General features: G+C 56.0%; 10 protein-coding genes. All 10 read left to right on the top strand.

All coding sequences use genetic code 11. The features are described 5' to 3' along the window. The 10 genes from purM to ACKQTC_RS08290 all read left to right on the top strand — a co-directional run bounded on the left by purM (position 1) and on the right by ACKQTC_RS08290 (position 13,506). A complete protein-coding gene (gene purM / locus ACKQTC_RS08335) occupies positions 1-1,038 on the top strand; it encodes a phosphoribosylformylglycinamidine cyclo-ligase (RefSeq protein ID WP_408977988.1) in 1,038 nt (345 codons plus the stop codon). Further along, entirely contained in the window at positions 1,035-1,646 is a 612-nt protein-coding gene (gene purN / locus ACKQTC_RS08330; protein WP_408977987.1) for a phosphoribosylglycinamide formyltransferase, read from the top strand. The genes purM and purN overlap by 4 nt, the downstream gene beginning before the upstream one ends. Before the next feature lie 14 nt (positions 1,647-1,660). After that, complete coding sequence (gene purH / locus ACKQTC_RS08325; RefSeq protein WP_408977986.1) at positions 1,661-3,190, top strand: bifunctional phosphoribosylaminoimidazolecarboxamide formyltransferase/IMP cyclohydrolase; 1,530 nt, start codon at positions 1,661-1,663, stop codon at positions 3,188-3,190. A 15-nt stretch (positions 3,191-3,205) separates the two neighbouring features. Beyond that, positions 3,206-4,483 carry a phosphoribosylamine--glycine ligase gene (gene purD, locus ACKQTC_RS08320; protein ID WP_408977985.1) on the top strand — a complete coding sequence of 426 codons (1,278 nt, stop codon included), beginning with the start codon at positions 3,206-3,208 and terminating at the stop codon, positions 4,481-4,483. Position 4,484: 1 nt separating this feature from the next. After that, positions 4,485-8,192 (top strand): phosphoribosylformylglycinamidine synthase, encoded by a 3,708-nt coding sequence (locus tag ACKQTC_RS08315; protein WP_408977984.1) that lies wholly within the window; start codon positions 4,485-4,487, stop codon positions 8,190-8,192. 176 nt (positions 8,193-8,368) lie between these two features. Next, complete coding sequence (locus tag ACKQTC_RS08310; RefSeq protein WP_408977983.1) at positions 8,369-8,824, top strand: ACT domain-containing protein; 456 nt, start codon at positions 8,369-8,371, stop codon at positions 8,822-8,824. Between the two features lie 14 nt (positions 8,825-8,838). Further along, positions 8,839-10,137, top strand: a complete 1,299-nt coding sequence (locus ACKQTC_RS08305; RefSeq protein WP_408977982.1) for a homoserine dehydrogenase — start codon at positions 8,839-8,841, stop codon at positions 10,135-10,137. Next, positions 10,134-11,066 carry a homoserine kinase gene (thrB, locus tag ACKQTC_RS08300; RefSeq protein ID WP_408977981.1) on the top strand — a complete coding sequence of 311 codons (933 nt, stop codon included), beginning with the start codon at positions 10,134-10,136 and terminating at the stop codon, positions 11,064-11,066. Before ACKQTC_RS08305 ends, thrB begins: the two co-directional genes overlap by 4 nt. Then, positions 11,057-12,310 (top strand): aspartate kinase, encoded by a 1,254-nt coding sequence (locus ACKQTC_RS08295; RefSeq protein WP_408977980.1) that lies wholly within the window; start codon positions 11,057-11,059, stop codon positions 12,308-12,310. The genes thrB and ACKQTC_RS08295 overlap by 10 nt, the downstream gene beginning before the upstream one ends. A 125-nt stretch (positions 12,311-12,435) precedes the next feature. Further along, entirely contained in the window at positions 12,436-13,506 is a 1,071-nt protein-coding gene (locus tag ACKQTC_RS08290; RefSeq protein ID WP_408977979.1) for a hypothetical protein, read from the top strand. Positions 13,507-13,602: the final 96 nt, after the last annotated feature.

The following is a 13,602-nucleotide window of genomic DNA, read 5'->3' as shown; positions in this document are numbered from 1 at the left end:
ATGAAGAAAGCCATGACCTACCGCGATGCGGGTGTAGACATCAACAAAGGGAATGAAGCAGTTGATAAGATTAAACCCTTGGTCGCCCGGACCAAACGGCCTGAAGTCCTTGGCGGCTTAGGCGGCTTTGGGGGCCTTTTCCAGGTCCCCAAGGGCTATGAAAACCCGGTTCTGGTGAGCGGGACCGACGGCATTGGGACCAAGTTAAAAGTGGCCTTTATGTGTGGTAAGCACGATACCATCGGTATTGATGCGGTGGCCATGTGCGTGAATGATATTTTAGTGGCCGGGGCAGAACCCCTCTTTTTCCTAGACTATGTAGCCGTTGGCCAGTTGGACCCGGACCAGTTGGCCGAAGTGGTGGCCGGTATTGCTGAAGGTTGTGTCCAGGCCGGCTGTGCCTTAATTGGCGGTGAAACAGCTGAAATGCCTGGCTTTTACCAGGCCGGTGAATATGATGTCGCCGGTTTTTCCGTTGGGATTGTTGAAAAAGAGGCTCTCCTAGACGGGAGCGCCGTCAAAGAAGGAGACCTGATTCTGGGCCTGCCTTCTACAGGCCTCCACTCCAATGGTTATTCCCTGGCCCGGAAAATTGCCTTTGACCGGGCCGGCAAAACAGCCGAAGACTATATTGACGCTTTAGGGGAAACCCTGGGTGAGGCCCTCCTGCGGCCAACCCGGATTTATATCAAGGATGTCCTCCCCATCTTAAAGGGCCAGCCCGGCGTCATTCACGCCATGGCCCATATTACCGGGGGCGGCTTGGTCGAAAATGTGCCCCGGGTCCTGCCGGCAGGCCTATCTGCAGAAATTAAAGTGGACACCTGGCCCCGCTTGCCTATCTTTGACTGGCTGGCAGCAGAGGGCCAAGTGCCCGAAGACGATATGTGGCGGACCTTTAACATGGGCATTGGCCTGGCAGTGGTCGTAGCTGCTGAAGAAGCCGCCCAAGTCAAGGCTGACTTTGACAGCCGTGGGGTTCGTTACTATGAAATCGGCCGGGTGGTAGCCGGTGACCAAAGCGTGGTGCTCGTGTGAGCGGGCTCAACCTGGTGGTCCTGGCCTCCGGCCGGGGGTCTAATTTCAAGGCCATTCAAGACCATATCGACAGGGGGGACCTGGCTGCCAAGATCCAGCTGGTCTTATCCGACCATGCAGATGCCCCGGCCCTAGACCTGGCGCAGGCGGCGGGTATTCCCCAGGCGGCCCTGGCCGCAGCCGATTACCCGGACCGGGTTCGGTTTGACCTGGCCCTTTTAGAAAAAATCAAGGCCGTTCCCTGTGACTTAATTGTCTTGGCCGGCTATATGCGGGTCCTCAGCCAGGTCTTTATCAAAGAGGCTCCGGCGCCGATTATAAATATTCATCCGTCTCTTTTACCCGCCTTTCCCGGCCTCCACGCCCAAAGGCAGGCGGTCGATTATGGGGTAAAGGTCAGCGGCTGTACGGTCCACCTGGTCAATGATATCTTAGATGGCGGTGCCATTATTGCCCAACGGGTTGTCCCGGTCCTGCCGGGAGACGATGAAGACCGCCTGGCGGCCCGCATTTTAGCGGAAGAACACCGGCTCTACAGTGAGGTCATTGGTAAAATTGCCAACGGCCAGATAAAAATTAAGGATCAATCAGTAACTATACTGGATTAGAAAGGGGTTATTTCATGTCCTATGCACTTCTCTCCGTATCGGATAAGACCAACCTGGTGCCCTTTGCCAAGGGGCTCATCCGCAATGGTTTTTCCCTGCTCTCTACCGGTGGAACCTACCGGACCCTACTTGAAGCAGGCCTTGAGGTCAAGGCCGTAGAGGATGTCACTGGCTTTCCGGAAATGCTTGATGGGCGTGTCAAAACCCTTCATCCGGTCATCCATGCCGGGATTCTGGCTAAAGAAACGCCGGAGCATTTTGCGGAAATCACCCGCCAGCACATCCAGGCCATTGACATGGTGGTGGTCAACCTCTATCCCTTCCGAGAAACCATTGCCAATCCGGATGTTTCCCTAGAAGAGGCCATTGAAAATATTGATATTGGTGGCCCGACCATGCTCCGGGCAGCCGCCAAAAACCATGAGCGGGTTACCGTTGTCGTTGACCCCCGCCAGTATAAACCTATTTTAGAGGCCCTCCAGGCCCACGGCGAAGTGCCCCTGGATATGCGGCAAAAACTGGCCCTGGCGGCCTTCCAGCATACCGCTGTGTACGATAGCAGCATTTCTGCCTTCCTCAGCCAGACCTTTGGTGAAGGGGCATTTCCGGAAGAATTTGCCCTTGGCGGCCAACGGAAGATGACCCTCCGCTATGGGGAAAACCCCCATCAAGAGGCAGCCTTTTATGTGGCTGACCCTAAGCCGGGATCTATAGCCAATGCCAAGCAGCACCAGGGCAAGGCCCTCTCTTATAACAACATCGTTGACCTGGATGCCGCTTGGCAGCTGGTCAATGAATTTACCGATACCGCTGCCTGTGCCATCATTAAGCACACCAACCCCTGTGGCCTGGCCACAGGTGCCGGGGTTAAGGAGGCCTACACCCGGGCCCTGGCGGCTGATCCGGTTTCAGCCTACGGGGGGATTATTGCCTTTAACCAGGCAGTCGATGGTCCAACAGCGCAGCAGATTACAGAAACCTTTATGGAGGCCGTTATTGCTCCTTCCTTTACTGAAGAGGCCTTGGAAGCCTTCAAAGTGAAGGACAAGTTACGCTTACTGGAAACCGGCGTAGCCAAGGCCGACGCTGCCCAGTGGGTCGAACGGGTTGGCGGCGGCTTCCTGGTCCAATCCCGAGATGTCCAGCCTATCAATCCGGCGGACTTCAAATGCGTCACCAAGACAAAACCGACAGAGGCCCAGATGCAGGACCTGCTTTTTGCCTGGAAGGCCGTTAAACACGTCAAGAGCAATGCCATTGTTGTGGCCAAGGATGGTCAGACCCTAGGCGTTGGCGCCGGTCAAATGAACCGGGTCGGTTCTTGTAAGATTGCCTTTACTGAAGCCGGCAGCGAAGCCAAAGGCGCCGTCCTGGCCAGTGATGCCTTCTTCCCCTTTAGGGATAGCATCGATGAGGCGGCCAAGGCAGGTGTTGTGGCAGTTATCCAACCGGGTGGGTCCATCCGGGACGAAGAATCTATTGCAGCCTGTGATGAGGCCGGTATTGCCATGATCTTTACCGGTGTCCGTCATTTCAGACATTAATAGAGGAGGTAGACAATGAAGGTATTGGTCATTGGCTCCGGTGGCCGGGAGCATGCCCTGGTTTGGAAACTGGCCCAGAGTGACCGGGTAACAGATATCTATGTGGCCCCCGGCAATGCCGGTATGACGGCCCTGGCCACCTGCCTACCCATCCAGGTCGAGCAGGTTGATGACCTGGTCCGGGTTGCCCAGGAAAAAGAAATTGACCTGACGGTCGTTGGTCCGGAAAAGCCCCTTACCATGGGGATTGTGGATGCCTTTGAAGCCGCCGGCCTGGCCTGCTTTGGGCCCAGTCAGGCCGCTGCCCGCTTAGAGGGGAGCAAGGCTTTTTCCAAGGCATTGATGAAAAAGTACCAGATCCCTACAGCTAAGTTCGATGTCTTTACGGACCTGGCCGCCGCCCAGGCCTATGTCAAGGCCCTTAATGGCCCCTGTGTCGTTAAGGCCGACGGCCTGGCCGCCGGCAAGGGCGTTATCATCTGCCCGGATACGGCCACTGCCCTGGCTGCCCTGGAAGACATGCTGACCGACAAGGCCTTCGGCGAGGCCGGCCAACGGGTGCTAGTTGAAGAATTTTTAGAAGGCCAGGAGGTCAGTGTGCTGGCCTTTGCCGATGGCAAGCAGGTCATCCCCATGGTGTCCGCCCAAGACCATAAGCGGATTTTCGATGGCGATGAAGGCCCCAATACCGGCGGTATGGGGGCCTATTCACCGGCACCTATTTATACAGAAGCCCTGGCGGAAGAGGTTTTAAAGACCATTATCAAACCGACCATTGCGGCCATGGCTGCAGAAGGCTGTCCCTTTAAGGGGGTCCTTTACACCGGTCTGATGCTGACTAAGGATGGGCCCAAGGTCCTGGAATACAATGCCCGCTTTGGTGACCCGGAAACCCAGCCGGTCCTCATGCGGCTGGCCAGCGATATCACCGAACCCCTCCTGGCCTCAATTGAAGGCCGGCTGGACCAGGTCAGCCTCAGCTGGCACGATGAAGCAGCGGTATGCGTGGTCTTAGCGGCCAAGGACTACCCGGCCTCCCCCCGCAAGGGAGACGAAATCCGGGGGATTCCCGCGGCAGAGGCCCACGGGGCAGTGGTTTTCCACGCCGGCACCCGCTTAGATAACCAAGACCGCCTGTTAACAGCCGGCGGCCGGGTCCTCGGGGTCACCGCCCTGGGGCCGGATATCCGGTCCGCTATGGAAGAGGCCTATAAGGCGGTGGCCTATATTGACTTTGATGGGATGCAATACCGCCATGATATCGGCATGAAGGCATTAGAATTGGAGGACTAGGATGAGCCAACTCAAACGCTACTTTGTTGAACGCCGAGAAGGCTTTCGCGATGGGGCCCTGCACCTGTGTGAGACCCTCAAACGCGATCTGAATATGCCCCGGCTGCAAGCCCTTCGCCAGTTTGTCCGTTATGATTTAGAAACCCTGCCCGAGACCTACCAGGCAGAAGTGAAGGAAACCATCTTAAGCGAACCCTTTACAGACCTTGTTTATGAAGACCGGTTGCCGGCTGATACAGCAGGCGACTTTACCCTGGCGGTAGAAGCCCTGCCCGGTCAGTATGACCAACGGGCAGACTCTTGCGCCCAGTGCGTGGCCCTGGTTACCGGGGACCGACCTGAAGTAAAAACCGCCATGGTCTATATTTTTTACGGAGACCTCACTGAAGCCGACCGCGCGGCCATCAGGGACTACCTCATCAACCCGGTGGAAGCCCGGGAGGCAGCCCTGGCCAAACCGGACCGGCTTGAAGCCCATATTCCGGCTATCCAGCCGGTGGAGGAGGTCAGCGGCTTTAACGACCTGGCTGAGGCGGACCTGCCGGCCTTTATTGACCGCTGGGGCCTGGCCATGGACGCAGCAGACCTGGCCTTTATGCAGACCTATTTCAGAGAAGAAGGCCGCAACCCGACTGAAACCGAGCTTCGGGTCATCGATACCTATTGGTCAGACCACTGCCGGCATACGACCTTTAACACCCGGCTGACGGATATTGATATTCAACGCCCGGATGTCCAGGCCGCCTATACCAGCTACCGGGCCATGCGGAAGGACGTCTATGGCGACAAGGAAGCCGCCCGTCCCGTCACCCTGATGGATATGGGGACCCTGGCCAGCAAGTACCTGAAAAAGCACCAGCTGGTCCAGCACCTGGATGAAAGCGAAGAAATCAACGCCTGTTCGGTCAAGATGAATGTGGAAACCGACCAGGGCACCGAGCCCTGGCTGTATATGTTCAAGAATGAAACCCATAACCACCCGACGGAAATCGAACCTTTCGGTGGGGCAGCCACCTGTCTGGGGGGCGCCATCCGGGACCCCTTAAGTGGCCGGAGCTATGTCTACCAAAGCCTGCGCTTAACCGGGGCAGCCGATCCCCGCAAGCCCCTGGCCGACACCCTGCCGGGGAAACTCCCCCAAAGCCGGATTTGCCGGCTCGCGGCCGATGGTTTTTCCTCTTATGGCAATCAAATCGGCCTGGCGACAGGCCTGGTGGACGAGGTCTACCACCCGGGCTATGAAGCCAAGCGGATGGAGGTAGGGGCAGTCGTTGCGGCAGCCCCGGCTGACCAAGTGGTTCGGAAGGTACCGGAGCCGGGCAATATCGTCGTCCTTATCGGCGGCCGGACCGGCCGCGATGGGTGCGGCGGTGCGACCGGGTCTTCTAAGACCCATACCGAGGAATCCCTGGAAACTTCCGGTGCAGAGGTCCAAAAGGGGAACCCTGTTGAAGAACGCAAAATCCAGCGCCTCTTCCGCCAGCCGGAAGTGGCCCGGGCCATTTTGCGCTGCAATGACTTCGGCGCCGGTGGCGTTTCTGTGGCCATTGGCGAACTGGCCGATGGGGTCCATGTCAACCTAGACGCAGTCCCTAAAAAATACGAGGGCCTCAACGGCACCGAGCTGGCCATCTCTGAATCCCAGGAACGGATGGCCTGTGTCATTGACCGGGCTGATTGGCCCATGTTTGAAAAGGCCTGCCAGGCGGAAAACCTGGAGGCTACCATTGTCGCTGAAATTACAGCTGACCCCCGGCTCGTTTTAGAATGGCGGGGAGATAAGATTGTCGATCTGTCCAGGGCCTTTGTTGACTCAGCCGGTGCCCCGAAGGAAATGACCGTCCGGGTGGCCCCCTTAGCCGACCGGGCCCAGGCAGTCCAGCCCTTGGCGGACCAGATTCGTCAGGTGGCAGAGAACCTCAATACCTGTGGTAAAATTGGCCTCACTGAACAATTTGACGCCAGCATAGGAGCCGGAACGGTTCTCTTCCCCCTCGGGGGCAAGCACCAGCTGACCCCCATCCAGACGATGGCCGGGAAAATTCCGGTCCTCCAGGGGACCACTGATACCACCAGCCTCTTTGCCTATGGCTTTGACCCCTATGCCATGAGCGCCGACCCCTACCAGGGGGCCTATGAGGCCGTGGTAGAGGCGGTGACCAAGGTCATCGCCACCGGGACGACAAACCGGAACATTTACCTCTCCCTTCAGGAGTATTTCCACAGTCTGAGAAATGACCCCGACCGTTGGGGCCAGCCCTTCCAGGCCGTTCTCGGTGCCCTGATGGCCCAGTATGATATGAGCGTACCGGCCATCGGCGGTAAGGACTCCATGAGTGGGAGCTTTGAAGACTTGGATGTGCCGCCGACCCTGGTGGCCTTTGCCACGGCCATCAGTGACGCCAACCGGGTCATTAGCCCTGAGCTCAAGGCCCCGGGCCATGACCTGGCCATTTTCACCCTTCCCCGCAAAGAGGGGCGGATTGACCGGGAGGCCTTCCGGGATGCCTGGGCTGCTTATGAAGAGGCTGTGGCCGATGGCAGTATTGTAGCTGCCTGGGCCATCAGCCGGGGTGGCGCCGCTGAAGGGCTCTTTAAGATGGCCCTGGGCAATGGCCTTGGCCTAAGCTTAACGGCAGAAGGGCAAGGCCTGGCCGAGGCAGCCGCCGTTGGCAGCATCATCGTTGAACTGGCCAAGCCCTTCGACCGGGCCCAGGTCATCGGTCAAACCATCGCTGACTTTGCCATCCAACTGCCGGATGCCTCCCTGGCCCTGGCCGGCCTTTGCGCCGAGTGGCAGGAGACCCTCACAGCGGTCTACCCGATTCACGCCAAGCAGTCCGGGGAAGCGCCGGTTTTACAGGCAGCGAACCGGTCCCTGCTCAAGCGGAAGATTCCGGCCCTAACCAAGCCCCGGGCCATCGTGCCGGTCTTCCCGGGTACCAACTGTGAATATGATACCGCCCGGGCCCTGGCCCGGGCCGGGGCAGAGGTAGAGACGGTGGTTGTCGCCAACTTGACCCAGGCCCTCCTGGAAGATGCTGTCAAGCGGATGGAAGCCGCCATCCGCCAGGCCCAAATGCTGGTCTTCCCCGGCGGCTTCTCCTTTGGGGATGAGCCCGATGGCAGCGGCAAGTACATCGCTGCCTTCTTCCGGGAAGCCCGGCTGACTGAAGCCCTGGACCGGTTCTTAAATGACCAGGATGGCCTCTTATTGGGCATTTGCAACGGCTTCCAGGCCCTGGTCAAGTTAGGCCTCCTGCCCCATGGTAAGATTACCCCGGCAGCAGATAACGACTGCACCCTGACCTTTAACGCCATTGGCCGCCACCAGAGCCGGTATGTCCATACCCGGATTGTTTCCAACCAATCCCCCTGGCTCCAGGGGGTAGAACCGGGCGATGTCCATGCCATTCCTATTTCTCATGGGGAAGGTCGCTTCATGGCCAGCCCGGACCGGCTAGAGGCCCTGGTCCAAAATGGCCAGGTGGTCAGCCAGTACTGTGATGCCCAGGGCCTGCCCCAGATGGATATTGCCTACAACCCCAACGGGGGCAATTACGCCATTGAAGGGCTCATGTCCGCCGATGGACGGATCCTGGGTAAGATGGGGCACAGCGAACGGATTGGCGCCCATATTGCCAAAAATATTCCCGGCGAAAAAGATCAGCGCATCTTTGAAAGCGGCGTCCGGTACTTTACAGAATAAGCCTACAAGGCTGTGAAGAAAGGTCGGTTTTCTGGCCTTTCTTTTTTGCTATATGCCTATCTGATGGACTTTTTTCTTAAAAATGAACCTAGGCAGTTGACAAGTTTGCGACAAATAGATACCATCTATTTGCCACGGAAAGAAATCCATATCAGGTAGACTGAGAGGGACCATATATGAAAGAGAATTTATCAAACAAACGGTATATTGTTGATGAGCGTATCTTACCGGAAGCCATTTTAAAAACGGCTCAGACCAAAGAATTGCTGGCCAAATACCCGGTCTTAACCATTAATGAAGCGGTTAAACAGGTAGGCATTAGCCGTAGCGCCTTTTACAAGTATCGTGACGGCATCTTCCCTTTTTATGAAGCCATTAAAGAACGCATCATCACCCTGCAGATTAATTTAGAAAACCATACCGGCGTGCTATCCGCTTGCTTAAATGTCCTGGCCCAAAGCGGGGCCAGCGTACTAACTATTAACCAAGGAATTCCGACTCAGGGGATTGCTCGGGTGACCATCAGTTTTGAGTCTGAAGACGGGGCGATTCACCTGGAAGACCTGCTGGAGGCCCTGTATGCAGTAGACCGGGTCTTAAGCGTTGAGCTGGTCGGACAAAATAATTTATAGTGAGGACGGGTTATATGAAAACGATTCAAGTGGCCCTTTTGGGTTTTGGGACAGTTGGCAGTGGCACCTTTGAGGTGATCATGAATCGCCAAAGGGAGCAGTTTGCTCATAAGGTAGGGGCAGACCTGGTGGTCAAAACCGTCCTGGTCCGCCATCCGGCCAAGTACCGGGAGCAGATTCCGGACCAGGTCCAACTGACTGATGATATTGATCAGATTTTAGCTGATGAGGACATTGATATCGTTGTGGAACTCATTGGTGGCCTTGAACCGGCCAAAACATATATTTTAAAGGCCCTGGCTGCGGGTAAGAGTGTCGTCAGCGCCAATAAAGACCTCATTGCTGTGGCCGGCCGGGAAATTTACGCTGCGGCTGCCAAAGCCGGTAAGGACTTTATGTTTGAAGCGGCAGCCATGGGGGCCATTCCCATTGTCCACCCCTTAATGGAAGGCCTTTCCGCCAACCATATTGAAGAAATCGTTGGGATTATGAATGGGACGACCAACTATATCCTGTCTAAAATGGCGGAAGAAGGTTGGAGTTATGACCAGGCCCTGGCGGAAGCAACCCGCTTGGGCTATGCTGAAGCCGATCCGACGGCTGACGTCGAAGGCTTGGATGCCGGCCGTAAGGTGGCCATCCTGGCCAACTTAGCCTTTCATTGCCCGGCCGTCTTTGATGATGTCTACATCGAAGGGATTACCAAGGTGACCGCTGTAGATATCGCTTATGCAGCCCGCTTTGGCTATGTCATCAAGCTCTTAGGCATTGCCAATAAGCAGGCCGAGGGCGTTGCTCTCCGGGTCTACCCGGCCCTTATTGATAAACGTCACCCCTTAGCCAGCGTTAATGACAGCTTTAATGCCGCCTTTGTCCGCGGTGATGCTGTAGATGAAGCCATGTTTTATGGTCGGGGCGCCGGCAAGTTGCCGACGGCCAGCGCTGTCGTCGGGGATATCATCGATATTTCCAGAAATATCGTCTGTGGCTGTGAAGGGCGGTTAGGGGACAGTACCTATGAATCCTGCTGCTTCCTCCCCATTGATGAAGTGGAAAACCCCTTCTTTGTCCGCCTGACGGTCAAGGACAGCAGTGGGGTCCTGGCCCAAATCGGGCAAGCCTTCGGTGATGCCAATGTGAGCATTGCCCAGGTGGTCCAGGAAACCCTGTCCGCCCACGACCTGGCTGACCTGGTCATCATTACCCACAGCGTCAAGGAACGGAACTTCCGCCAGGCCCTGGACGCCATCTGCAATACAGAGGTAGTGGAAAAGGTGGAAAGTGTCATCCGGGTCTATGGTGATATCCGATGAGCGGGTCATTTCACCTGCGGATTCCCGGTACCAGCGCCAACCTAGGCCCCGGCTTTGATGCGGCCGGCCTGGCCCTGGGCCTTTACAATGAATTAAAGGTAACCCCGACCCGGTCCGCTGAAATCCTTGTAGAGGTGTCCGGGGAAGGCGTCGGCCAGGTAGACCCCCATAACAATCTTATCATTGATGCCTACCGCCGGACCTTTGCCCGGCTCCATAAGGCCGTGCCCGGGGCCCGGCTGGAATGCCTCAACCGCATTCCTTTTGCCCGTGGCATTGGGTCCAGTTCGGCCGCTATTGTGGCCGGGATTGCTGCAGCCCATATGGTCAGCGGCCAGCCCCTGTCAACCCGGGAGGCCATCAGCCTAGCGACAGCAATGGATGGTCATCCGGATAACGTCCTGCCGGCGATTTTAGGAGGGATTTGCCTGGGCTGCCAAGACAGCCAGTCCCGGGTCTACTGGCATAAGATCACCCCACCCGAAGGCCTGACGGCGACCGTCCTCATTCCCGACTATGCCCTGGCCACCGCCAAGGCCCGGCAGGTCATGCCTGACAGCTACTCCCGGGCAGACGCCGTCTATAGCCTGAGCCACTACGGCCTGGCGGTAGCCGCCTTTATGAGCGGTAAGTTAGACCTGCTCAAGGAAGCGCTGAAAGACCGGATGCACGAGCCCTACCGGCTCCCCCTGATGCCCGGCATGGCTGAATTGCGGCAAATGGTCCTGGAAGCCGGCGCCTTAGCGGCCCCGGTCAGCGGTGCCGGCAGCACGGTCCTGGTCTTATCCGACCAGCCCATTGATACGGCGCCCCTCATTGAATGGGCAGCCAGTCAAGATATTTCCCTGCGCGCCTTAGCCCTACCGATTGTGGGCCGAGGAGTGCACTTGATAGATGACAAGGAAACGGAGATGGTATTATGGCCCTAATTGTTCAAAAATATGGCGGGACCTCAGTGAAGGACACAGACCGAATTAAATCTGTAGCCGAGCATGTGGCCCAAACCGCCGAAGCTGGCAATGACCTCATTGTCGTGGTGTCAGCACCAGCCGGATTTACAGATGACTTGACCAGTCGGGCTGCCCGCATTTCTGCAGACCCTTCTCCGCGTGAAATGGATATGCTCCTCTCCACCGGGGAGCAAATTTCCATTGCCCTCCTGGCTATGGCTCTCCAGGAACTGGGACATGACGCCATATCCTTAACCGGCGGCCAGATGCGGATCTTTACCGACCGGTCCCACACCAAGGCCCGGATTCAGTACATTGACCTGGACCGGGTCAAAGATGAACTGGGTGCCGGCCGGATCATCATTGTGGCCGGTTTCCAGGGGCGCACCCAGGAGCATGAAATCACCACCCTGGGCCGGGGCGGGTCAGATACGACCGCTGTGGCTATTGCAGCGGCCCTTTCAGCTGACCTATGCGAAATTTACACCGATGTCGACGGCATCTATACAGCAGACCCCCGGGTGGTCAAAAACCCGTCTAAACTCAGCAAAATATCCTACGATGAGATGCTTGAACTGGCCAGCCTCGGCGCGAAAGTCCTACACCCGCGTTCTGTCGAAATGGCGAAGACCCATGACGTTCCCTTGGCTGTGCGTTCCAGTTATGAAACAGAAAAAGGAGGGACTCTGGTTGTGAAGAAAGAGGCCTTAGAAAAAGAATATCCCGTCACCGGGATTGCCTGTGACCAAAATACAGCAGAAATTATCATTTATGGCGTGGATGATCGCCCGGGTATCGCTGCGGACATCTTTACCGCCTTGGCTGATGAAAATGTCAATGTAGATCTCATCATCCAGAGTGGCGTGCAAAATGCCAAAAATGACATTGCCTTTACCGTCCCCAAAAATGAGCTGAAAAAGACCCGGCGGATCATTAACAGCCTTAAAGACCAAATCATGTACGAGTCCGTCTCCTTTGACGACAACGTGATGAAAATCTCCGCCGTTGGGTCCGGGATGGTAACCGGCCGCGGGATTGCCGCCAGCATGTTCCGGGTCTTTTACGAAAACGGCGTCAACATTGACATGATCGGCACCTCGGAAATAAAAATTTCCTGCATCATCCGCGATGAAGAAGGCCTAAAAGAAAAACTGATGCAAGCCCTCCATGATGAATTTGGCTTGGATAGCATCGGTGAAAATGACGCCTGCTTTGAGGAATAAGGAAAGGGTCCCGACAAGGGACCTTTTTTTGTAAATAAAGGTGAAAATTCAGTCGAATTTTAAGACGGACGCTTCAAATAATGCTATACTGTCAACAAGGATTGTTGTGCAGGAAGGTGAAAAAAATGTGGAAAGACTGGATGAAAGAAAATAAGCAGCTGCTGATTATTTGCGCTGTTGTCACCATGCTGGTCACAGCCGGTGTTTTTGTCATACTGAATCCGGGCGGTACCCGCGATATTCCCGAGGCCAAAAGCCAGGCTGCGGATATGCCCCGCTTTGAAACGGTCCGGGGCAAGGCCGGGAGCGTTTTACGGCTGAAGGCCGTCCCCTTTAACTCTGACCAGGCCTTTATCAATCCGGACTACTCTAATTTTGGTTTATTGGACAGCAAGCACTTATATATTTATGATGACGCCAACCTGTTCATTTATAAAAAACAGGGGCAGGAGAAGGAGCCGGCCTGGCGCCTGGCGGAAGACTTCTTAACCAAGGGGTCCTGGCAGTGCCCGAGTACTATTACCAATGTCAGCGGCAAGGCCCCCTTTCTTTTAATCGAAACTTTCGATGAGGCCAATGCAAAATTTCTCATTAAAAAGGACCTTTCCAATGTCCCCGTGGCCTCCCACCGGGTCCTTGAAAAGGCCGTTCTCATGGACCACACCCGCAAGGGCCTGTCCTTTGCCTCGAACACAGCCGTAAGGCGGTTTAGCCTTGATGAAGGGGGCCTCGTTAGCGAGCTGGAACCCCTCCAGCTGGAAGGCATCCAAACCGACCAGACCAATGGTCCGGTCTTTGTCCGCGATATCGTGACCGGCTACTATGATGAGAAGAAGGGTATCCACCTGGTGGCCAAGGCCGATAAAAAAATCTGGGTCTTTAGTTATAAGCCTGATGGCAGCCTGACCCAGCAGACCTCCATGTCCCTGGAAAAATTCGGTGAGCCCAAGAGCATCACCCCTGTCGAAGGGGGCGTTGTCCTGGCGGCCAGCAGTGGCCTGACCATTATCCGGGATGACGGGGCTGTGGACGTCTTTGACGCGAAGAAATTAATCGAACGGGATAGTGCCCGGATGCCGGCCTATGTTGTCGGCTTTGATATGGATAAGTCCGTCCCCTATATTTGCATGGCGGCAAAAATTTCCAACCGGAGCCCGACCCAATTTTACATTGCCCAAGTGGATTTGACCCTATAAAAGCCTATAGCAAGACGCCAATCAAGCCGATTTAAAGAAAAAGTTTAATGAAACTAAACTTTTTCTTTAAATCGGCTTGACATTCTAAAAATAAGC

It is taken from the genome of Peptococcus simiae (genome assembly GCF_046097595.1).
GTDB lineage: Bacteria > Bacillota > Peptococcia > Peptococcales > Peptococcaceae > Peptococcus > Peptococcus simiae.
This window is presented reverse-complemented; position numbering and strand designations above follow the sequence as displayed.